The sequence below is a fragment of the Mesorhizobium sp. LNHC232B00 genome (assembly GCF_000502435.1).
GTDB classification, from domain to species: Bacteria; Pseudomonadota; Alphaproteobacteria; order Rhizobiales; family Rhizobiaceae; genus Mesorhizobium; species Mesorhizobium opportunistum.
Map to the genome: position 1 here is coordinate 88,374 of NZ_AYWP01000011.1, position 22,322 is coordinate 110,695.

21 protein-coding genes are annotated in these 22,322 nt (G+C 61.8%); 10 read left to right on the forward strand and 11 right to left on the reverse strand.

Annotation, left to right across the window (positions count from 1 at the left end; translation table 11 throughout):
• Positions 1-77: 77 nt before the first annotated feature.
• The 4 genes from X743_RS152905 to X743_RS152890 all read right to left on the reverse strand — a co-directional run bounded on the left by X743_RS152905 (position 78) and on the right by X743_RS152890 (position 3,290).
• Positions 78-695 carry an NAD(P)H-dependent oxidoreductase gene (locus tag X743_RS152905; RefSeq protein ID WP_023766252.1) on the reverse strand — a complete coding sequence of 206 codons (618 nt, stop codon included), beginning with the start codon at positions 693-695 and terminating at the stop codon, positions 78-80.
• Between the two features lie 59 nt (positions 696-754).
• A complete protein-coding gene (locus tag X743_RS152900) occupies positions 755-2,104 on the reverse strand; it encodes a sorbosone dehydrogenase family protein (RefSeq protein WP_023766253.1) in 1,350 nt (449 codons plus the stop codon).
• On the reverse strand, positions 2,101-2,547 hold the full coding sequence (locus X743_RS152895) for a DUF2231 domain-containing protein (protein WP_031257806.1): 447 nt from the start codon (positions 2,545-2,547) through the stop codon (positions 2,101-2,103). Before X743_RS152895 ends, X743_RS152900 begins: the two co-directional genes overlap by 4 nt.
• Positions 2,548-2,678: 131 nt before the next feature.
• Positions 2,679-3,290 (reverse strand): alpha-ketoglutarate-dependent dioxygenase AlkB, encoded by a 612-nt coding sequence (locus tag X743_RS152890; RefSeq protein ID WP_051508548.1) that lies wholly within the window; start codon positions 3,288-3,290, stop codon positions 2,679-2,681.
• Between the two features lie 288 nt (positions 3,291-3,578).
• On the opposite strand from X743_RS152890, the gene X743_RS152880 reads away from it, so the two are divergent.
• Positions 3,579-4,181: a hypothetical protein gene (locus X743_RS152880; protein WP_031257808.1), complete on the forward strand. Its 603-nt coding sequence runs from the start codon at positions 3,579-3,581 to the stop codon at positions 4,179-4,181.
• 151 nt (positions 4,182-4,332) lie between these two features.
• Here the strand turns inward: X743_RS152880 and X743_RS152875 are convergent, their stop codons facing one another.
• The 6 genes from X743_RS152875 to X743_RS152850 form a co-directional block, all read right to left on the reverse strand.
• Positions 4,333-5,574, reverse strand: a complete 1,242-nt coding sequence (locus X743_RS152875; protein ID WP_023766258.1) for an NAD(P)/FAD-dependent oxidoreductase — start codon at positions 5,572-5,574, stop codon at positions 4,333-4,335.
• Entirely contained in the window at positions 5,571-6,296 is a 726-nt protein-coding gene (locus tag X743_RS152870; RefSeq protein ID WP_023766259.1) for a methyltransferase domain-containing protein, read from the reverse strand. Before X743_RS152870 ends, X743_RS152875 begins: the two co-directional genes overlap by 4 nt.
• Entirely contained in the window at positions 6,293-7,360 is a 1,068-nt protein-coding gene (locus tag X743_RS152865; protein WP_023766260.1) for a type III polyketide synthase, read from the reverse strand. The genes X743_RS152870 and X743_RS152865 overlap by 4 nt, the downstream gene beginning before the upstream one ends.
• A 232-nt stretch (positions 7,361-7,592) precedes the next feature.
• On the reverse strand, positions 7,593-8,597 hold the full coding sequence (locus X743_RS152860) for a L,D-transpeptidase (protein WP_023766261.1): 1,005 nt from the start codon (positions 8,595-8,597) through the stop codon (positions 7,593-7,595).
• Between the two features lie 163 nt (positions 8,598-8,760).
• Positions 8,761-9,939 (reverse strand): acetate/propionate family kinase, encoded by a 1,179-nt coding sequence (locus X743_RS152855; protein WP_031257810.1) that lies wholly within the window; start codon positions 9,937-9,939, stop codon positions 8,761-8,763.
• Positions 9,936-12,353, reverse strand: a complete 2,418-nt coding sequence (locus X743_RS152850) for a phosphoketolase family protein (RefSeq protein ID WP_023766263.1) — start codon at positions 12,351-12,353, stop codon at positions 9,936-9,938. Before X743_RS152850 ends, X743_RS152855 begins: the two co-directional genes overlap by 4 nt.
• 302 nt (positions 12,354-12,655) lie before the next feature.
• On the opposite strand from X743_RS152850, the gene X743_RS152845 reads away from it, so the two are divergent.
• The 4 genes from X743_RS152845 to X743_RS1000000170725 all read left to right on the forward strand — a co-directional run bounded on the left by X743_RS152845 (position 12,656) and on the right by X743_RS1000000170725 (position 15,716).
• Positions 12,656-14,647: a protein-L-isoaspartate(D-aspartate) O-methyltransferase gene (locus X743_RS152845; RefSeq protein WP_031257811.1), complete on the forward strand. Its 1,992-nt coding sequence runs from the start codon at positions 12,656-12,658 to the stop codon at positions 14,645-14,647.
• Between the two features lie 91 nt (positions 14,648-14,738).
• Positions 14,739-14,945 (forward strand): hypothetical protein, encoded by a 207-nt coding sequence (locus tag X743_RS152840; protein ID WP_023766266.1) that lies wholly within the window; start codon positions 14,739-14,741, stop codon positions 14,943-14,945.
• A gap of 42 nt (positions 14,946-14,987) precedes the next feature.
• Positions 14,988-15,458, forward strand: a complete 471-nt coding sequence (locus X743_RS152835) for a YbhB/YbcL family Raf kinase inhibitor-like protein (RefSeq protein ID WP_023766267.1) — start codon at positions 14,988-14,990, stop codon at positions 15,456-15,458.
• Between the two features lie 96 nt (positions 15,459-15,554).
• Positions 15,555-15,716, forward strand: a complete 162-nt coding sequence (locus tag X743_RS1000000170725; RefSeq protein ID WP_084555521.1) for a hypothetical protein — start codon at positions 15,555-15,557, stop codon at positions 15,714-15,716.
• A gap of 62 nt (positions 15,717-15,778) precedes the next feature.
• Here the strand turns inward: X743_RS1000000170725 and X743_RS0136105 are convergent, their stop codons facing one another.
• Positions 15,779-16,207: a hypothetical protein gene (locus X743_RS0136105; RefSeq protein ID WP_031257813.1), complete on the reverse strand. Its 429-nt coding sequence runs from the start codon at positions 16,205-16,207 to the stop codon at positions 15,779-15,781.
• 227 nt (positions 16,208-16,434) lie between these two features.
• On the opposite strand from X743_RS0136105, the gene X743_RS152830 reads away from it, so the two are divergent.
• The 5 genes from X743_RS152830 to fabG all read left to right on the forward strand — a co-directional run bounded on the left by X743_RS152830 (position 16,435) and on the right by fabG (position 22,301).
• Positions 16,435-18,705 (forward strand): propanediol/glycerol family dehydratase large subunit, encoded by a 2,271-nt coding sequence (locus X743_RS152830; protein WP_023766271.1) that lies wholly within the window; start codon positions 16,435-16,437, stop codon positions 18,703-18,705.
• Positions 18,702-19,121 carry a diol dehydratase small subunit gene (locus X743_RS152825; RefSeq protein ID WP_023766272.1) on the forward strand — a complete coding sequence of 140 codons (420 nt, stop codon included), beginning with the start codon at positions 18,702-18,704 and terminating at the stop codon, positions 19,119-19,121. Before X743_RS152830 ends, X743_RS152825 begins: the two co-directional genes overlap by 4 nt.
• A gap of 9 nt (positions 19,122-19,130) precedes the next feature.
• On the forward strand, positions 19,131-19,829 hold the full coding sequence (locus X743_RS152820; protein WP_023766273.1) for a cysteine hydrolase family protein: 699 nt from the start codon (positions 19,131-19,133) through the stop codon (positions 19,827-19,829).
• 98 nt (positions 19,830-19,927) lie between these two features.
• Entirely contained in the window at positions 19,928-21,454 is a 1,527-nt protein-coding gene (locus X743_RS152815) for an APC family permease (protein ID WP_023766274.1), read from the forward strand.
• Positions 21,455-21,536: 82 nt separating this feature from the next.
• Positions 21,537-22,301 (forward strand): 3-oxoacyl-ACP reductase FabG, encoded by a 765-nt coding sequence (gene fabG / locus X743_RS152810; RefSeq protein WP_031257817.1) that lies wholly within the window; start codon positions 21,537-21,539, stop codon positions 22,299-22,301.
• Positions 22,302-22,322 lie beyond the last annotated feature (21 nt).

The following is a 22,322-nucleotide window of genomic DNA, read 5'->3' on the forward strand; positions in this document are numbered from 1 at the left end:
CGAACCGGCGTGGCGTTCGGCTGGAGCATTCAGGCGCTTGGGACACCGAGTGCCAACACCCCACCGCAAAACGACCTTCACCGCAAGACGCCAGGATAGGCTTCGCCTTTCAACAAGCTGGCGAGATGGGCAGCGTTGGAAGCAGCCATTTCGATCGCGGCGGCAACCTTTTCCGGCGTTTCAGGCAGGTCGACATAGTTGACATCGTTCATGGCCTCGCCGACCCAGTAGATTCCGCTATTGGCGGGAATGGTGAAGCCGACATCGTTCAAGGCTTGAAAGCATGCGGCATGGCAGTGATGCGCCCCATCCTCATTGCCGACAATGGCCACCAGAGCTACCTTTCCGGCTGCCGGCATGCGCCCCCGATCATCGGTTTCGTCCAAGAACGCGTCCATGCGCTCCAGCACGCGCTTGGCAACGCTCGAGGGCTGACCGAGCCAGATCGGCAACCCAAGCACGAAAATATCGGCTGCCAGAATCTTCTGTCTGAGTTTTGGCCAGTCGTCGCCCTTGCCCATGTCTGAAAGCACACCCGGCTTGATGTCGTGATCGAGCGAACGCACGATCTCGCCCTTGACCCCATGCGGCACCAACGCCGCCAGAAGATCGGCAAGCAGGCGGTCGGTGGAGGATTTCTCCTTGTCGGCGGAGGCCTTGAGAGAGCAATTGAGGGCGAAGGCTATCAGTTGCATTTGAACGTCCTTGACTGCTGCGAGAGCTACCCAATCACTCGGCATTGTTGCGGAAATATCTATGGGGATGCGGACGTCACGCGCCAGACCGTGTTTCCGACATCGTCCGCTATCAACAACGCACCCGCCTTGTCGACGGCAACTCCGACCGGCCGCCCATGCGCCTTGTTGTCGTTCTCGAGAAAACCGGTGACGACGTCTTGCGGCTTGCCTTCCGGATGACCGTCCTTGAACGCTACGAAGACGACTTTGTAGCCATTGAAGTGCTTGCGGTTCCAGCTGCCATGCTCGCCGACAAAGGCGCCGTTGCGATAGGAGTCCGGCAGGTTGGTTCCGGTGTAGAACACCAGACCCAAAGGTGCGACGTGGGAACTCAGGGCATAGTCCGGAGGGATGGCTTTCGCCACCAGGTCCGGCCGCCGCGGCATCACGCGCGGATCGACATGCTGGCCATAATAGCTGTACGGCCAGCCATAGAAGGCGCCATCCTTGACCGATGTCATGTAATCGGGAACCAGATTGGGCCCGAGCTCGTCACGCTCGTTGATGACCGCCCACAGCGCCCCGCTCTGCGGCTCCCAGCTCAGCCCGTTGGGATTGCGCAGCCCGCTCGCGAAAATGCGATAGCGCCCGGTGGCCCGGTCGACCTCCCAGATCGCGGCCCGGTCCTTCTCGGCTTGGATGCCGTTCTCCGTGATGTTGCTGTTGGAGCCGATGCCGACATAAAGCAGCGACCCGTCAGGACTGGCGACGAGCGACTTGGTCCAGTGGTGATCGATCGGCCCCCCGGGCAACGGTGTTAGTATGGTGCCGGGCGCGGTGATCTTGGTATCGCCGGTGGTGTAGGGGTAGCGCACGATGGCATCGGTGTTGGCGACGTAGAGATCGTTGCCGACCAGGGCCACGCCGAAGGGCGAATTGAGATGATCGAGGAATATGTCCTGGACATCGGGCATGCCATCGCCGTTCGTGTCGCGCAGCAAGGTGATCCGGTTGCTTCCCTCAGTTCCTCCGCCCGAGGTCGCCATGGACTCGATCCAGCCCATGACCAGGTCTTTCGGACGCTTGATTGCAGCACCGGGCGGCGCCACGGATTCGACCACGAGAATGTCGCCGTTCGGCAAAGTGTAGAGCGAGCGCGGGTGCTTCAGTCCTTTCGCGAAGGCCTTGATTTGCAGGCCCTTGGCGACTGTCGGCGTCTCATCCTGTTTCCATCCGACGACCGAAGCGACGTGCATCGGCGGAACAAGATACTGAGTCAGTTCTGGCAGTGTCGGGTTCGCTCCGACCTGATCGCCTGGGTCCGGCTCATCATTGCTGCACGCCGGCAGTGTGAGGAGCGAACCGCACAACAGACCGAGACCAGCCGCGCGCTGGATATATCGGCTGGAAAACATCATGGCGCTCATTCGACCACCTCCACTCGATTGCGGCCGAAACTCCATTCCAGCAGACAGAGGAGGAGCAGGACGATCACCGCCGCGACTGACAGGGTGAGCCCTGTCGGCACGACCGAGGTCCAGGCATCGCGGCTGTGCACCAGCGCGTTGAAGAACGATATGACCAGCACGACGAGATTGCCGAGAAGCGAGGGCCACGCAGACCTTGCCGCACCGGAAAGTCGACCGGTGAACAAATCGACAAGCGCCAGCAGAACCGCGAGCACGCCCACGACCAGGCCGGCGAAGAGTAGCCAGGCGGAAAAATCGGCCCACATCATTTCCGCGCTTTGCCAGTAGGTTACGTCGGTCAGCAACGTGCCGATGAAACACGCATTGGCCACCGCCATCGGTGTTTTATGAAGCGGACGCCGGGAGATCACCAACTTGGATTGCGCACGGGCCACGGACATTCTCCACCTGTGAAAGTTGGACCTGTCTTCCAAACCAACTTGTGGTTGGGAGGTTCCCGGAACAGTTTGCGCTCAACAACTCGTGATGGCATCGCAAGGCGATCTCAAAGCTCAGCAGGAGCGCATGCGATTCAAGAATTTTGAGACCGCAAAGTCCGCAAGGTGATCGAGTATCGATGCAGGTCAACCGGCGGAATGCTGTGCTCCCATTCCGTGCGCGATGGTCCGGTCATCAGATAGGCCGACCTTGGCTCGACGACGATGGTCCGGCGATCCCATTTGGTGCCGTTCTTTCGCCGGAGCCGGAAGCTGCAGGGCGCCAGCAGCGAGACGCCCGCCACGTCCTCGAAATGAGGCTTGTCACGGTGCCAGCCAATGCCGGCGCCAGGCCGATATTCATTTATCAGCACCTGTGCGAAGGCTTCGGCCGGCCGTCGCGCAAGGGCTGCAACCTTTTCGCGCAGAGGCAACAGAAAGTCAGGTATAGCCGGCGCCTGCACGACTTCGCGCCGATCATAGTCGTAACGCAAGCCAAAACCGACGACCCGCCGGTTGGCCAAATGGCCATGGAAATCGAACGCCTGGAAAGGCAAAGCGCCCAGTTGCCTGGCGAGTTCGGTTTCTTCCCGTGGGGTGATCAATCCAGGCTGGTAGCGAAAACCTTCCGGCAGATCGTCGACAGCACCAAAGAGATCCTGCTGAAGCGAGGATGAGCCGGGTGTTTTCGATTTGAACATCGCCATCATGGCTAGATGGTGAAGGCCGGCCCGCCTGGCAATATGGCAACGAAACCACCAATCCCACGGATCGCCCTGCGGAGGACCGTGGGACTCTTGTTTCAGCGCCAGGAGGCGATCGCTGATCGTGATCTCTTCGCGATGAGTCCGGAACCTGCCCGGCACCGCACCGTTGAAGTCTCGTCGAAGCGGCAAAACACCGTCGTTCTTTACCGCTTGGCATGGTCGGGGTTTCCCCTGATCTAACCAATTGAACAGTGGCGCGAGCGCTCCGCCCAGCCACCGGGGACTGAGATGCTGTCCGATCCGACTGTCCTTATTTTGATGTACTTCATCCTGCCGCTCTGGCTCCTGGCCGGGTTCGCAGATTGGCTATGTCATCGCGCCTCGCATATCGAGACGACGACTGGCGCCAAGGAATCCCTTATTCATCTCCTGATGTTCGTTGAGGTCGGCATTCCGCTATTGGCGGCCATGTTCCTCGATATCAACGCCTTGATCATCGCCGGCATGCTTGTGGCATTCCTCGTCCACGAAGCCACGGCCATGTGGGATGTGCGCTACGCCACGACAGCACGAACCGTGACGCCGGTCGAGCAGCACGTTCACAGCTTTCTGGAGATGATCCCGCTGATGGGCATCATCATCGTGATCTCCCTGCACTGGGGTCAATTCCTCGCACTCTTCGGCTTGGGATCAGAGTCGGCACGATTCAATCTTGTCTGGAAATCGGAACCTCTGCCCGTCACCTACATCGTGACGATGCTTGTCATCATTCTGCTGTTCGAATTCCTGCCTTACATCGAGGAATTCGTCCGGGGACTTCGCGCCAATGCCGGAAAACTCGTCCCTGAGAAGGCGCGGAAGGGAGACCCGGGACAGACCGCTCGTCGCTGACGGGCCGACGCCATCATGCGGAGACCCCATAACGCGGTTCTCTATCCCGGCCCATTCAGACATGCGCACACCGGAAGATCTTGAGGATCTGCCGAACGCACTTGCCGGTGGCGGTTTGCATCTGTTCCAGATCGCCATCAGATAGCGCCGGTCATGCAAGACCGGGAACTGGCCTCGTCTTGCCGCTCATTTGCGCGCCAAGTGTCAGTGTTTGCGGGAAGTTCCGGACAGCCGCCGCCATCAATGCGGGACCGCCGGGGCCGAGCGCTATTCGGGCGATAGCCGCGGCAGCGTGGACGCGCGTCGAAAACAATCCTCGCCAGGCCGCTTGATAGCGCCTGCCGGCAGCTTCGCGCCCTGCCCGACCGCTTGGCGCGCCAGCAAGTTCCCTGGCTAGCAGCCAACCGGACTGAAGCGCCATCGAGATGCCTTCGGCGATGATCGGATGAGACTCCCCGGCGGCATTGCCGACGCGGAAGATATCCTTTTCATAACAGGCCCGGATACCGGGACGGATGGGGCCGGCTGCAAGCCATCGCCCATCGAGGCGGGCTCCATCCAGAGCATCGCTGACACCCCGGCAAGAAGCCATGAGATGATGGAAGACCACGTCAGCGGCCGACACAGGGTTTTCGACGCCATCACGTCCGGACCCATGCTTCCAGCGCAGTCGCGCGAGCATCTCGCGCCTTATGCAGCACGAGATCGACAGACGGCCATGATCGGCCATGACCATGCCGCCATAGCCGCCGGGAAGCGCCAGCAGAGGCATCAGATCGGGCGCGAGCGTCGAACCGGTGAAGTGCGCCTTGAAACCGAGCAGGTCCGACGGACGGTTGGTCTTTTCGAGCTGGCTTGGCAGCGGTCCCGGTTCCCAGGAACCATGCGCGGCGACAATCACCGGCGCCCGCAAGGTCGTCGTCTCGTCGCCCGAATTCTCGCCCCTTGCCTGAATGCGCACCCTTTGCATGTCCCCATCCCGATCGATGGCAACGGCCCGGCAAGGCTGGAAGATTTCGGCGCCCGCCGATCGCGCCGCCTGCAACAGCAGCGCGTCGAGAACGTCACGGCCCAGCGCGCGGCCGAAACCGTCTTTTGCAGGACTATATTTTGCGTCCGGCATCGGCGCCTCGACGCAGGTCTCGCCGGAAAAGAAGCCTACGCGGCGGATTTCGGGGCCAGCATCAGCGCGCCAGGCATCGCCGATCTCCAATCGATCGAGAAGCACGAGATTGCTCGCCGAAATGTATTCGCCACAGACCTTGCGGCGCGGGAACGCGCTCTTTTCCACGATCGCCACGGACCACCCATGTCGGGCCAGTGTGAGTGCGGCGGAAGTGCCCGCCGGGCCGGCGCCGATGACGATCGCATCATGGGTCGATAAGTTGCTCACGGGTTCAACTCAAAAGCGGCATTGTCGCTGACACCGACGAAGACATGGGAAAAAAGACCGGCGCGCCGTTCCTCGAGCGGCTTGCGACCGGCCGCGAGCCAGAGACCGGACAGTTCGCTGCCGCGAAAGCCGGCACGCACGCTCTGGGCCGCATCATGTCGGGTCACGTCATTCACGCCGATCACCGGCAGAAGGCGAGCCGCTGCCAGCGCCGGCATCGATCTCAGCGGTTCCGTCGCAAGCAGCAGCGGCGCCTTCGTCGGCAGCAGGGAAAACAGACGCACCAGACCGGCATCGTCGAAATGATGCAGGAACAGATTGACGGTGATCGCGTCGAACCGCTTGCCCTCGGCACCTTCCGCCCAGTCGAATACGTCGGCGGTGATGCCTTCGATGGTCCACCCCAGCCTGCCGAAATCGGCGGAGAGCTCAGCGGTGAGGAGACCGGCGCGATCGAGCATTGTCAATTCCACCTCGGGCCAATGCCTGGCCATGTGCCGCGCCACCGCCAGCATGAAGGTACCGTCGCCGGCGCCTATCTCCAGAATGCGCCGTGGCGGCTTCGGCACGAATTTCCGCAGCAATGACGCCATGATCCGCGCCTGGAACATCAGCGCGTTGATGCGGCGGAGATCGCGGCGCGAGGCGAGCGCACGCGGATCGTCGGCCGCCAATCCGTCCAGGATTTCCGGGACAAGGCGACGTTGGTGCAGTTCGCTCATGATACTGTTCGAAAGAGCATGGTTTCAGCCGTCAGGCCGGGTCCGAACGACATGCCGCAGCCGAGCAGGCCCGGCGCCGCCTTCAGCATCTCTTGCAGCGCGAACATAACGGTGGCCGACGACATGTTTCCGTATCGGCGCAACACCTCGCGCGACGGCTTGAGCGCGGCCGGCGTGAGGTTCAGCGCCCTTTCAACAGCGTCGAGGATAGAGCGCCCGCCGGGGTGAACGGCCCACAGATCGATCGCTTCGGTAGGCCGACCGCCGAGGAAGGCGTCCTGGTTGCTCAGCAACGCGTCGTGGATCGCCGCAGGAACCTGGCCAGAAAGAACCATGTCGAAGCCATGATCGCGAATGTCCCACCTCATCAGGTCTCGTCGCTCGTCCGCGACAACGCAGTGGAAACTGTCGAGCTTGATGCCGGGCGGTTCGGCGGTGACGAGGGCGACCGCGCAGCCGTCGCCCCAAAGACAGAAGGACAGCAGCTTTTCCAGTTCGGTGGTTTCATTGAGATGCAAGGTGCAGAGCTCGATATTGACCAGCAAGACTCTCGATTGCGGGTCGGAGCGAACGATGTGGCGGGCCAGCTTGAGGCCATTTATCGCAGCGTAGCAGCCCATGAAGCCGATCATCGTGCGCTCGACCCTGTCCGACAGGCCGCAGCTCTGAACCAGGTCCAGATCGATACCTGGCGCGGAAAACCCGGTGCAGGTGGTGACGATCAGATGGGTGATGCGCGACGCTTCGTCGCCAAGCTGCAATCCGTCGACGCCTTTTTTTGCCAGGACAGGAGCAGCTTCACAAAACATCGCCATTCTCGCGGCCGTTCCGGGGAATGCGCCGCGGACAAAGGTTCCGGCACGGTCGACATACGCTCCTTCGGGGTCGATGGCGGGCGCAAAGCAGGAATAGCGGCTTTCGATGCCGGCAAGGCCGGCCATGCGTTCAAAGATCCTCCTGCGATTGGCAGCAAGCATCGAAGCCGCAAACCGCAGATAGAATTGATGAACTTCATGCTCCGGGACCGCTGTCGCGATCCGGTTGATATAGGCGTCGGCAGACATTTCCGGTCTCCTTGGGCGTCGTGCGCGGTGTCGCCGCTGCCGAAGGGTCTTTGCTCTACGGCACCAATGTCGGGGCGCCGGCTTTGAGCGTTGCCTGTCCCACAAACGTTTCCCAAAACGAGTTTCGTCCCGCCGTGCCAGATTCACCCGCCGGGCCAAATTCCAGGGGCAGCCTCCAACGACAGGAAGTTTTGGCGGCCGCCGTCACGGACACCGCTTTCGGCCTGATGTGCTACTGCGGCGGCTCGTTGCCGACGTCCGCCATCTCGTCCTTGAAGTTGACCGTGGTGCCTTCTTGCACCACGGAGGCGAGGTCTTCGGCATCCCAGTTGGTCAGCCGGATACAGCCGTGCGAGAAGGTCGTGCCGATCTTGCCGGGTTCGGGCGTGCCATGAATGCCGTAGCTTTCGATGGAGAGGTCGATCCAGACCGATCCCACCGGATTGTTCGGCCCGGCTGCGATAGTGAAGGGCCGCTTGGTCCTGACGCCCTTGAAAGCGAACTTCGGATCGTAGTGATAGGTGGGGTTGTGCACCACGCGCTTGACCTCTGCCGTGCCGCTCGGCGCCGGCTTCTCGTCGCTACCGATCGAGGCGGGGTAGACTGCGAGCCATTTGCCGGATGCATCGAGCACGCGCACCACGCGAGCGCCTTTGTCGACCTCGACGCTGGCAATGGCGGCTGGAGGATCGCCTCGGCCAACATCGGGCACCATCAACATCGTGCCTGCCTTCCGGAAGGTGGCGCCTGGATTGAGCATTTTCAGCAATTTTTCGCTGACATGGAAGCGCTCAGCCAGCCTCTCCATCGCGTTGCGATAGCCGAGCCGCCTTAGATGGGCCATCTTCTCCATGCGAGCCGGAATACGCTTGGTGAAAGGTCCGCGCACATCCTTGGTCGCCAGTTCGTAGGCAATCAAGGCCGGACGGGTGGAGGCTGCCACCAGCTTGTCCCAGGTCTCGCGTGTCAGCTTGCCGTCCGCCTGGAGACCGTTCGCAGTCTGATAGGCACCGACCGCCTTGGCGAAGTTCTCCGACAGGCGGCCATCGATCAGGCCCGGCGAGAAGCGGGCGCGATCCAAAAGGATCTGCGCCCTCAGAACGGTCGGATCGACGCCTTTCGGCTCGCCGGCGGCGAATTGGGCCTGGTTGACGGCGTTAGGGTCCAGCTTGGCTGCGTCCGTCGCACCGCATGCAAGGGCGAGCGCAGCGGCGACGACAAGAAGGAGCCTGATCATCGATGTCACTTTCCTTGGCTGCAACCAACCTGCTTCTATGACGCGGTACGGCCCGACTGGTTCCCCTGGCTGTCAGATGCACCGTCGGCGTTAGGCGCAGCATTGGCGTTGACAGGAGTTGGCGGCCTTCTCCTGCTCGGGCCGGAACTGGATCGCATTTCCTTCAGGCTTGCATCGCCACGCGGCTATGACGCGCAACGATTTTTTCCTCGTCAGTCGCAACCACGCGGATTTCCACCTTGCTGTCTGGACAACTGATGATCTCGGCGTGGGCGTCATTGGCATGTTGGTCAAGCGCCACGCCAAGCCACGTCAATTTCCCGCATATCGCCTTGCGGATGGGGGATGACCGTTCACCGATGCCGGCGGTGAACACCAGGCATTCGAGCCCACCCATCGTGTTCGCGAGTGCCGCCGCCTCCCTCGCCGCGCGGAAGGCGAAAAGCTCCATCGCCTCATCGGCGTGAGGGTCATCGCTCGCTTCCAGCGTCCGCATGTCGCCCGAAATACCGGATACACCGAGCAGTCCGGATCGCTCGTAGAGCATCGTCTGCAATTCGTCCGCCGCGATGCCTCTTTCCAACAAGAGATACAACAGCGCGCCGGGATCGATGGCGCCGCAGCGCGTACCCATGACAAGGCCGTCGAGGGCGGAAAACCCCATCGTGGTATCGACGCTTTTGCCCCCGCGCAGGGCGCAAAGGCTCGCCCCGTTGCCGAGATGGGCGATGATGGTGCGTTTCGCCACGAGAGATGGCGATATCTCGCCGAGCCGCCCGGCGATATATTCGTAGGAAAGGCCGTGGAAACCGTAGCGGCGCAGGCCCTCTCCTTCATATTCGCGGGGAAGCGCAAAGCGCCGCACGAGCGGCTCGATCGTCCGATGGAAGGCAGTGTCGAAACACCCGACCTGTGGCAGGTCCGGTTGCAAGGCGGCTATGGCGCGGACCGGCGCGAGGCTGCGGGGCTGGTGCAGCGGAGCGAGCGGCGTCAGCCTGTCGATGGCCTCGATGATGGCTGGGGTCAACCGGACGGGTTCGATGAACTCGCTCCCGCCATGCACGATGCGATGGCCGGCGCAGATAAGTTTTCTTGCACCAAGTTCGCCCCGCACCCAATTCAGCATCTCGCCTATGGCTGTGTCACGCGGCTTGTCGGCGGTGAGTTGCCGGTCGCACAGCGCAGTTCCGTCGGCCGCTGTCGCGCGCAGTGTGGGTACGTCGCCCAGATCCAGCGTGCCGCGCGAAACGAGTTGTAGATCTTGCGGCGAAGCAAGATCGTAAAGCGCGAACTTGATACTGGACGAGCCGGCATTCAATGCCAGGATCGATTGGCGCATCATTGGCGGACCTTTGCCGCGTTCGCGGGCCAGCTCCATTTCTGGATTTCGGGCATGTCTTCGCCATGCTCGCGGACATAGGCCTTGTGCTTCACCAGCCGGTCGTGGAGTTCGCCGGCAAGGCGTTTGGTCCTTTCGGCCAGCCCCGGCACGCGCTCGATGGCGGCAAGCGCGAGGTGGTAGCGATCGAGTTCGTTGAGCACCACCATATCGAACGGCGTAGTTGTGGTGCCCTCCTCGCGGAAGCCGTGCACATGCATGTTGTCATGGTTGGCGCGGCGATAGGTCAGGCGATGGATGAGATAGGGATAGCCATGATAGGCGAAAATGACCGGCTGTGTTTTCGTGAACAACGCGTCGAAGGCCTGGTCGGCGAGACCGTGCGGATGCTCGGTGTTCGACTGCAACGTCATCAGGTCGACGACGTTGACGACGCGGATTTTCAGGTCGGGGATTGCGGAGCGCAGAATGTCCGTCGCGGCCAGCGTTTCCAGCGTCGGCACGTCTCCGGCGCAGGCCATGACCACATCCGGCTCCTCGCTCTTGGCCACGGTGCCGGCCCATTCCCAGATCCCCGCGCCCGCCTTGCAATGGGCTTCGGCTTCCTCGACGGACAGCCATTGCGGCGTCGGCTGCTTGCCGGCAGTGACGACGTTGATGCGGTTATAGGTCCTCAGGCAATGGTCGGTAATCCACAGCAGGGTGTTGGCATCCGGCGGGAAGTAGAGCCTGACCGTATCGGCCTTCTTGTTGGCGACCAGGTCGGCAAAACCCGGATCCTGATGACTGAAGCCATTGTGGTCCTGGCGCCAGACATGAGAGGTCAAGAGATAGTTGAGCGAGGCGATCGGCTTGCGCCAGGCGAGTTCGCCGGAGGTCTTCAGCCATTTGGCATGCTGGTTGACCATGGAATCGACGATATGGATGAAGGCCTCGTAGCACGAGAACAGGCCGTGACGGCCGGTGAGCAGATAACCTTCGAGCCAGCCCTGGCAGAGATGCTCGCTCAGCACTTCCATGACGCGGCCGTCGCGGGAAAGATGGACGTCGTAGGGCTCGATGCCCTCCATCCAGACCCGATCCGTGACTTCGAACACATCGTCGAGGCGATTGGACGATGTCTCATCCGGTCCCATCAGCCGGAAGTTTTGCGCTTTGGCGTTAAGGCGGAACACTTCGCGAAGGTAGCTTCCACAAATCCGCGTCGCTTCGGCAACGACCCCTCCCGGCCGGGGCACTTCCAGCGCCAGGCTTTTCCAGTCCGGAAGCACAAGGTCGCGCTTCAACAGCCCGCCATTCGCGTATGGGCTCGCGCCCATGCGCTTTGATCCAGTCGGAGCCAGCGCAGCGAGTTCCGGCAGAAGGTGTCCGTTTTTGTCGAACAGTTTCTCCGGCTCATAGCTTCGCATCCAGGTTTCGAGTATCTTGCGGTGTTCCTCATTTCCCCGCGCGTTCGACACCGGCACTTGATGCGCACGCCAGAAGCCTTCGACCTTCTCGCCATCGACCTCCTTTGGTCCGGTCCAGCCCTTGGGGCTGCGCAGCACGATCATCGGCCACAGCGGACGCCCGCCACGCCATCCCGGAGACCGGGCCTGTTCCTGAACGGACCGGATGCGATCGAGCACCGTGTCGAGCGTCCCGGCCATGGATTGGTGCATGGCAAGCGGCTCGTGGCCTTCCACGAAGAATGGTTCGTAGCCATAGCCGGCGAAAAGGTTTCGCAACTCCTGGTCGTCCATGCGGCCAAGGATTGTTGGATTGGCGATCTTGTAGCCGTTAAGATGCAGGATCGGCAGGACGGCACCATCCGACCCCGGGTTCAGGAACTTGTTGGAATGCCATGACGCCGCGAGCGGACCGGTCTCNCCGGTCTCGGCTTCGCCGTCGCCAACGACGCAGGCAACCACCAGATCCGGGTTGTCGAAGGCCGCACCAAAGGCATGGACCAACGCATATCCGAGTTCGCCGCCCTCATGGATGGAGCCGGGCGTTTCGGGCGCGGCGTGGCTTGGCACGCCGCCGGGGAAGGAAAACTGCCGGAACAGTTTCCTCAGGCCGTCTTCGCCCTGCCCGATATCAGGATAGATTTCGCTGTAGGTGCCCTCGAGCCAGGTGTTGGCGACCATCGCGGGACCGCCATGGCCCGGACCGCAGATGAACAGGACATCGAGTTCGCGTTCGCGGATAACGCGGTTCAGATGCAGGTAGAGAAAATTCAGGCCCGGCGTCGTGCCCCAATGGCCAAGCAGCCGCGGCTTGACGTGCTCGGCCTTCAAGGGTTCGCGCAACAGCGGATTGTCGAGCAGGTAGATCTGGCCGACCGAGATGTAGTTCGCGGCACGCCAGTAGCGGTCCATGAGATCGATCCGTTCGAGGCCGATCGTCCGCGGCGTTGCACCAGCCTTGTCGTTCATTGCCCAACCTCCGGTACCGGTTCTCCAGCAGCGCTTCGCTGCAGGTAACTGGAGCGGCTGCGCGCCCGAGCAAGCTCTGATCCGCCATCAGGGCCGGCTTCGAACCGCGCACTGCCTAGCAAGAAAGGGCCGTTCGCGATTCACAATGAGCTGGGGGCCTGTGCGGGGAATTGTGGGAACCTTGAAGTCCTCCAGCGGTTAGACAGCCGAGCTCAAGGCGATCGCTAAGGTGCCGCGAAGGATATCCTCCAGGCGTCGCGGACAAGCGATCACCAAAGGGCGGCCACCAAACGGAGCTGGAAATGCTCGATCTCTCCCGTGCCCGCGATCGAATGGTCAAAGTACATGTCGGCCGGCGTGGCATCCGCAGTCGCGAGATTCTGCAGGCCATGCGCGAAGTTCCGCGCGAGGCTTTCGTCGATCCTGGCTTCGAAGAGTTCGCTTATGAAGACGGACCGCTGCCGATTGCGGACGGACAGACGATATCCCAACCTTATATCGTTGCACTCATGATCGAGATGGCGGATGTCAAAGCCGGTGATCACGTGCTCGAAGTTGGTACCGGTTCGGGCTATGCGGCCGCCGTGATGAGCCGGATCGTCGAACATGTCTACACGATCGAGCGTCATCCCGGTTTGGCCAAGTCGGCAAAACAACGTTTTGAGAAGCTGGGCTATCGCAACATCGAGGTCCGCACAGGCGACGGCACCAAGGGCTGGCCGGAGGCCGCACCATTCGATGCCATCGTGGTGGCGGCCAGCGGACCGGGTGCGCCGCTGGCTCTTCAGGAACAACTCGATGTCGGAGGCGTCCTTGTCGTTCCAGTCGGCGACGATCCGGATTTGCAGCGTCTGCTAAAGGTCACGCGCACAGGCGCTTCGACCTACAGCGAAGAGGATTACGGCCGTGTGCGGTTCGTCCCGCTCATCGGCGAACAAGGTTGGCCGGAGGGCGACAAGCTGGCCGAGGTCGGTCGGCCGCTCCGACATCCGCCTCCCGTCAGCCTGCCCGATATGATCGCGAGGGCGGCTGAACCGCTTCCGGATTTCGACGACCCGACCTTTGGCGAATTGTTCGATCGGTTTGCCGACCGGCGCGTCGTCCTGCTTGGCGAGGCAAGCCATGGCACGTCCGAATTCTATAAGGCGCGCGCGGCGATCACCCGCAGGCTCGTCGAACGGCACGGTTTCACCATTGTCGCGGTCGAGGCGGATTGGCCCGATGCCGCCGCGATCGACCGCTACGTTCGCCGTCGTCAGCCGCAAGCCGGCGCCATTGCGCCATTTCAGCGGTTTCCGACATGGATGTGGCGAAACACCGATTTTGCGGCTTTCGTCGAGTGGATGCGCCACCACAACGAGAAGCTTGAGCCATCAGGGCAACCGGGGTTCTACGGCCTCGACATCTACAATATGAGCGGGTCCATCGCCGCGGTTCTCGACTATCTCGACCGGGTCGACCCGCAGGCGGCGAAGGTCGCGCGCGAGCGCTATGGCTGCCTGACACCTTGGCAGAACGAGCCATCCACCTACGGCCGCGCGGTGCTCACCGCCGGCTATCAAAAATGCGAGAAAGCGGTGCTTGAGCAATGCCGGGACCTGCTCGCCAGACAACTCGAATATGCAAGGCAGGACGGTGTGGATTTCCTCGACGCCAGCCAGAATGCCCGGCTGATTGCCGCCGCCGAGCGGTATTACCGGATCATGTACTATGGCGGCGCTGAATCCTGGAACCTGCGCGACACCCATATGTTCGACACGCTGGAACATTTGCTGGATGCTGGTGGCCCGAACTCCAAGGCTATCGTGTGGGCGCACAATTCGCACATCGGCGATGCCCGCTACACCGAGATGGGTGTCGTCAGGGACGAACTGAATATCGGCCAACTCTGCCGGCAACGTTTCGGCGATGAGGCCGCGCTGATCGGCCTTGGCACCCATTCCGGCACCGTGGCTGCCGCCAGCGACTGGGACGGGGAAATGGAGGTGAAGCAGGTTCGCGCCTCCCACCCCGACAGCTACGAGCGGCTTTGCCACGATAGCCGCGTGCCGCGTTTCCTGCTCGACTTGAGGCGCGACGACGCGCTGCGCGAGCGCCTCCTGGAACGCAGGCTGGAGCGCTTCATTGGTGTGATCTACCGGCCGGAAACCGAGTTGCGTAGTCACTATGCCGACGTCTCCTTGCCCCGGCAATTCGACGCGTTCGTATGGTTCGACAAAACCGCGGCGGTGATGCCGCTTGGCCCGGAACACGCAGGAACCGGTGTTCCCGACACTTATCCGTTTGGGCTTTAGCCGAGGCGGATAGCGAGCCCATGAAAGAGGCCGGAACAATTCATCCGGCTTGCGGTTTTGAAACCGAAAACCTCTTCGAAGGAGTTTCCTGATGACCGGAACCAAGCATCCAAAGTGGAAGAAACCGAGCGATGCCGACTTGGCGAACAACCCTGGTATCGGCAGCTCGAAGGGAACGATCAAGGAAGGCGAAGAGTTCGAGCTTGAAGGCGAGAACACGGTTGAAGGCGACGTCGAAAACGACACCAACGCCGCCGGCGGGATCAATCCGAGACAGAAGATGCGGACCAACAAATAGCGTGCCGATGCACGCGATCAACTGTCGCCGTAGGAGTGAAGCATGCCCCTCACACTCAGCAGTACCGCCTTTGCCGAAGGCCGACAGATTCCCGAAAAATACACCCGAGACGGCAAGAACGTGTCTCCGCCGCTGAAGTGGGCCGGTGTGCCGGCCGAGACGAAGAGCCTCGTTCTCGTCGTCCAGGACCCTGATGCCCCAAGCGGCATGTTCGGCCATTGGGCAGTGTTCAACATCTCCCCCGACACCCGCGAACTTCCCGAGGCGGAAAGCGGCAAGCCGGGTCCGCAGGCCCTCAGGCAAGCCACGAACGATTTCGGAAACGCCTATTATGATGGCCCTCAACCACCCGTCGGGCATGGCGTTCATCACTACCATTTCCGGCTGGCTGCGCTCGACACGCCGAGCCTTGCCATCCCGGCGAGCGCGGGCGTCGAACGGATCTGGCAGGAGGCGCAAAAACACGCGCTTGAGCAAGCCGAACTTGTCGGAACATACGAACGCAGCCGGTAGTTCGAGCGCCGTCAAACGAGTCCAATCGCGTCACCCATGTCGTCATGAGCGGAACGGTTCTTCTCCTTGCCGATTGTCTTGGAAAGGAGATGTGCCATGTTTGAAAGTGTCATGTGGTTGCTTGTCGTCGCCGGTGGGCCATTGTTGCTGGTCATATTGATGGCCTATGTTGTTGCGAGGCGTCGCCGTCCTGGCCCCGCCGAACGCAGGGAAAGCGACCGGGCGACCGACAGGCTGTATCACGAGGACAAGCGTTGATCCCCGCGTCGGGTAACGAAGACCTTATATCGGCTCAACCAGGCGACGATCCCCGCCTCCGGTCAGCCCATTAACCTTTGCCTCAACCACGTAAAGAACCTGCCGCTAATCGCTGAGCGGACCCGGCTGGCGGCCCAACGCGCTCTCATGGTTGAGCCGACGTGACAATCGCAGACGATGTCGTGCAGCTGCCAGTCGTTCAGCTCGAAAAAGCGCTTTGCCTCACCATACGTATCGTCTTTCAAACCCGACGCGCGCAGCACCGGATCTTCGAAGGCAACCGAAATTGCCGATCCCTCGCCCCGCATCGCTGCACGTGCTCCAGGGTGAAGATGTTCGGTGCCTGCAAACGCACCAAGGCATCGCTCGGGATTACGCTCCAGCAGTTCAGCCCAGCGCTCTATGCGCTGATTTCGTGTCATTGCGGAATATGCAGCCGAGGATTCAATCTTGGCGACGGCATGCAGTTGGTCGAGTGTCTGATGTTTCATGGCCGGCTCCTTTCAGGAGTGAAAAACCCACCCCTTCAGGAGAATTATCGCGCTGTGATGCCTCGACAAGAGCGGGAGATCGAAGCGGTCGAGATCGTAAATGGCCAGAAAGCGTTCAATGGCGCGGGTCGATGGCATCGGCCAGGGGATCCAGGGCTGTTCGATCCGGGCCATTGTGTGACGAGCGGGCATTCAATAGTCTTTCCGCTGGGTCGAGGAACGCACGCATGACGCCGAAACTGAACCGTTGGAAGCGCTTCGCCGACTGGGACGAGCGGCCGTTGCGGCTGGACAAATTCGCGGCTGAAGACCCCGCCAATGGCTTCTCCGCCTTCTCCAGCCCGGCCGATCCCAAACCCGGCATCGGCATCCAGGGCGGGCGCGTCGTGTCCCTTGATGGCGTGCTCGAGCACGATTACGACATGATCGACCGGTTCATAGCCCGCCATCACATCGACCCGGAGGTGGCGCCTGAAGCGATGGCGCTGGACTCGGCGACCGTCGCACGCTGGCTGGTCGACATGAATGTGCCGCGCGAAACACTGGTGCGGCTAGCGCATGGCATGACACCCGCCAAACTCGCCGAGGTCGTGTCGCAGCTCAACGCGTTGGAGATCGCCTTCGCCTATTCGAAGATGCGGGCACGCAAGACGCCGGGTAACCAGGCGCATGTGACCAACGCCAAGGACGACCCGCTGCAGCTCGCCGCCGATGCCGCAACCGCCGTCGCCTTCGGTTTCGACGAGATAGAGACCACGATGCGCGTGTCGCGCAACGCCTGGTCCAACGCGGTGGCGTGTGCGGTGGGCGGCGCCGTCGGCCGCTGGGGAACGTTGTTCCAATGCTCCAGCGAGGAGGCGGAGGAGCTGCGCATCGCCATGGCCGGCTTCACGTCCTATGCCGAAACCGTTTCCGTCTACGGTACCGAAAAATCGTTCACCGATGGCGACGACACGCCGTGGTCCAAGGCATTTCTCGCCGCCGCCTATGCATCGCGCGGCGTGAAGATGCGCTGCACGTCGGGTGCCGGCTCCGAATTGCTGATGGGCTTCCACGAGGCAAAGTCGCTGCTTTACCTGGAGGCACGCTGTCTCTGCCTGCAGCGCGGCATGGGGGTGCAGGGTACGCAAAATGGCGGCATCGACGGGGCGCCTTTGACCGCCACCATACCTGGTGGCGTCCGCGAGCTGATGGCAGAGAACCTCATCGCCGTCTGGCTCGACCTCGAATGCGCATCCGGGAATGACGCGCGCTCCACCGAATCGGAGATTCGCGTCGGCGCCAAGATCCTTCCCTACCTGATTGCCGGCTCGGACCTGATCTGCTCGGGGATGGGATCGATCCTGAAATACGACAATTCATTCAACCCGTCGCTGATCAACGGCGAGGAGTTGGAAGACTATCTGGTGCTGCAGCGCGATTTCGAGGCCGATGGCGGATTGACGCCACTGCCTGAGTCACGCGCGATCGAGTTGCGCGAGCGGGCGGTGGAGGCGATCGCCGCAGTGTTCGAGGAACTCGGCCTGTCGACGCCGACCGAGGATATGAAGACCAGTGTGGTCTACGCCTCCGGCTCCGACGATACGCGCAGCCTGATGCCGCGCGACGTGAGCTTCATCAGCGAGGCCATCAAGGAGCGTGGCATCACCGTGATCGACGTGGTCAAGGCGCTGGCCAACCGGGGTTTCCGCGAAGAGGCCGAGAACCTGCTGAACGTGGTGAAGCTGCGCCTTTCAGGCGACTATCTCCAGACCTCGGCCATGATCCGCAATGGGCGCATCGTCAGCGCGGTCAACGATCCGAACGACTATCTCGGTCCAGGCTCCGGCTATCGCGTGTCTGAAGAACGGCGGCTCCAGCTCAACGACATTCGCGATGTGCTGGACCAGAAGGAAGTGTTGCGTTCGGAAGCGCTGCACGAGAAAGACGAGGCGAGACATATCCGCTATCGCAACGTTGGGCCGGCGGCCAACGGATCGGCGAAGGACGACGTGGTTATCGGCATCAGCCCGGCCTTCGGACTGAAGCTTTACCGGACGACGGCCGGGCATCGGCTTTCCGAGGTCCTTGGCGCCATGCTGGATGCAATTCGCGGGCGCGGGCTCAAGGCGCGCGTCGTTCGCTTCCGCCACACGGCCGATACCTCCTTCCTCGGCCTGTCCGCCGCTCGGCTTGCCGGCAGCGGCATCGGCATCGGCATCCAGGCCAAGGGCACGGCTGTCATCCATCAGCGCGACCGCCAGCCGCATAACAACCTCGAACTGTTTTCCAATGCGCCGATCACCAGGCTCGAACATTATCGCGCGTTGGGTGCCAATGCGGCCGCCTATGCGCTGGGCGAAATGCCGGAGCCCATCGTGGTGCCGCAGCGGGGCGAGGCCATGGGTTCGCGCTACCACGCCCGCGTCGCCCTCATCTATGCCATCGAAACCGGGCTGACCGAGGCTGGTGCGGCTCCCGAAGAGGTCGATGTCATACTGACGGGAACGAAATCATGACCCATACCCGCGCCGACTATCCACTTGCCGAAACACAGCCCGGAGAGGTGACCGGCAAGCACGGCAAGGCGCTTTCGGAGATAACGCTGGATGCGGTGCTTGCCGGCGAGGTGACGATGGAAGACCTTCGCATCACGCCGCAAGCGCTGCAGGCTCAGGCCGATGTGGCGCGCGATGTCGGACGGCCGACACTGGCCCTCAACTTCGAGCGCGGGGCGGAGCTCGTCGAGGTGCCGCAGGATTTTATCATGCAGGTCTACGAACTGCTGCGCCCCGGCCGTGCCAAGTCCAAGGAAGAATTGCTCGAGGCCGCCGCCACGATGCGCGATACCTACCAGGCCGAACGCATCGCCCGTTTCATCGAAGAAGCCGCCGAGACCTATGCGGCGCGCGGCCTTTTCACATTCCGCTTCTGAAAGGATCGCATGAGCTGGAAAACCGGATACCGTTCGCTCTATTACCTCGGTGCACCCGAGCCGGATGATCCGGTGCTGGTGCCGGCGCAAACCGCCATCCTGGTCATCGACGTTCAGAACACATACCTGGAACGGCCGGATCGCGCGTCGCTTCCGCCAGAAGAACAGCATCGGTACGATCTGTGGACGCCGTTCCACGAGCGCATGCACGGCACGGTCATACCGAACACGGCAAGACTGCTCGATCTGGCACGGCAAAATGGCATCGAATGCCTTTTTGCCCGTATCGCCAGCCACACCAAGGACGGCCGCGACCGTTCGCTCTCCCAGAAAATGCCGGGCTGGAACAATTTGCTGCTGCCAAAGAATGACGCGCCGTCGCAGCTGGTTGCCGAGCTTCAGCCGGCCGGCGACGAAATCGTGGTCACCAAGACCACCGATTCAGCGCTGACAGGAACAAATCTGCGCCTGATTCTGCACAATCTCGGCATCAGGAATGTCATCTGCTGCGGCATCTTCACGGACCAGTGTGTGTCCTCGACCGTGCGCAGCCTGGCGGATGAGAGCTATGCCGTCATCGTGATCGAGGATTGCTGCGCGGCGGCGACCGAGGAGCTTCATCGCAAAGAAATCGAAATCATCAACATGATCTACTGCCACGTCATGTCGAGCGGCGAGCTATGCAAAATCATGGCCTTGGCAAAGTGACGCAGCGTCCGTAGTGTGATGGCTGCACACGCAGGCTGGGACACATCGGCCGCCACGTGCGGGGACCAAATACAGCTGTCACGAATGGAGAGGGCTTCATGGCCATAGAAACTGCACGCGGGACGATCGACGTCTCGAAGAGTAACAGCATCAATCTTTTGCACTCCAAGGCCGTGGGGCTCGCGGGAGTGCTCTTTCTGGCCGTCACCGGCGCGGCGCCAATGTCGGCGATGCTGGGCAACGTGCCGTTCGCGGCAGGCTATGGCATCGGCAAATACACGCCAGCCGCCTTCTTGATGGCGACGATCGTGCTGACCATCTTCTCGGTCGGCTATGCCGCGATGGCATCGCGCGTCTCGTCCGTCGGCGGCTTCTACTCCTTCATCAGCCAAGGGCTCGGCCGCGAGGTCGGCATGTCGGCGGGCATTGGCTCGCTCGCCTGCTACTCACTGTTCGAAGCCTCTCTCACTGGTCTGTTTGCATTTTTCGGCAATCTTTGGATTTCCCAGCATTTCGGCATCAACGTGCCGTGGATCGTGCTCGCGCTCGCCATGATCGTGGTCATCGCGGCGCTTGCCTATCGTGATGTGAAGGTGTCGGCAAGGCTGCTCGGGATCGCACTCATTCTTGAAGTGATCATGCTGGTGATCTTCTCGCTGGGCGTGCTTTTCGCTCATGGCCCGACGAATTTTTCCGGCGATTCACTAAATGTGTTCAAGGTGTTCACGCCTGTCGCCGAGCAGAAAGTCGGCGATGTGGCCATACCCGCCGGCGAGGCCGCCGTCGGTATCTTCATGGCGTTCTGGTCGTGGGTCGGCTTCGAGATGGCGCCGAACTACGCCGAGGAATCCCGTGATCCCAAGCGCATCATTCCACAGTCGCTGTTGATTTCGGTGATTGGCCTTGGCCTGTTCTATACCTTTGTCAGCTGGTGCGCGGTGGCGGCCTATCCCACCGAGGCCGACATGGTGGCCAAGGCCTTCTCGGACGGGGTGAACTTCTTCCTGACACCGGTTCAGAATTATGTCGGCGGCTGGGGCTACCAGCTGATGTCGCTGCTCATCCTGACCAGTTCCTTCGCTTGCGGCATGGCCTTCCACAACACCGCTTCCCGCTATCTGTACTCGCTGGCGCGCGAAGGCGTCCTGCCGCAGGTGATCGCGGAGACGCATGACCACCACAAGAGCCCGCACAAGGCCTCGGCGCTGCAGTCGGTGCTGGCGGCGATATGGGTCCTGCTCTACGGTCTGGCCTACGGCTTCGACGATCCGTCGGGACAGGCCTGGCTCGGTGTCTATACGCTGTTCGCGGTGCTGGGCACCGGATTGCTGCTCGTGCTGCAGGCCGTCGTCTCGCTGGCGATCTACATGTGGTTCAAGAAGAACGGCGGCGGCAGCCTGCTGACGACAGTCATTGCGCCGTTGATCTCGCTGGTTGTCCAGCTGCTCCTCGTCTACACGCTGGTGGCCAATCTCGCGACGCTCGGCGGCACCAATGGCTTTGCCAGAAGCATCCCCTATGTCGGGCTTGCGATCCTTGTCGTCGGCCTGATCTGGGGCTTCGTGCTGAAATCCGCCAACCCCAAGGCGTACGAGAACATCGGTCACATGGTGAACGAAGGCTAGGGGCGGACGCCGCCCTGGCATCCTTTTCGGCGACGGGGACAGAGTATCGCTCTGTCCCCGTCTCATTTTGGAGCTCCAGATCATGACCCAGTCTTTGAAGGGTCGGTCCGTCGTTGTTACCGGCGGATCGAAAGGCATCGGCAAGGGCATAGCGCGGGTGTTTGCGCTATCTGGCGCCAAGGTCGCCATCATCGCCCGCCATCTCGACCAGGCCGAAGCAGCTGCCGTTGAGATCGGCCACGGTGCCTTCGGCGTGGTTGGCGACGTCACCTCGCTCGCCAGCATCGAGAGCGCCTTTGCGACAGTGGCCGCGAAAAACGGGGGCATCGACGTGTTGTGCGCCAATGCCGGAATTTTCCCGCAGGCCCGGCTCGAGGAGATGACTTCGGAACAATGGGACGAGGTCGTCGACACCAACCTCAAAGGCACCTTCCACGCGGTCAAGGCGGCGGTTGCCTATCTCAAGAAATCCGACCAGGGCCGGGTCGTGCTGACGTCATCGATCACCGGCCCGGTCACCGGTTTTCCCGGCTGGTCGCATTACGGCGCCACCAAGGCCGGGCAACTCGGTTTCATGCGCACCGCCTGCATCGAGCTGGCGAAATATGGCATCACCGTCAACGCCGTCATGCCGGGCAACATCATCACCGAGGGCCTTGCCGGCCTTGGCGAGGACTACCAGAAGACCATGGCCGCCTCTGTCCCGCTCAAGCGGCTCGGAACCGTGGAGGACATCGGCTACGCCGCACTCTACTTTGCGTCGAAGGAAGCCGGATACGTGACGGGGCAGACGATCGTCGTCGATGGCGGCCAGATCCTGCCGGAGAGCTTGGAGGCCCTGGCATAAAGCTGTTCATCGCGAACCGAT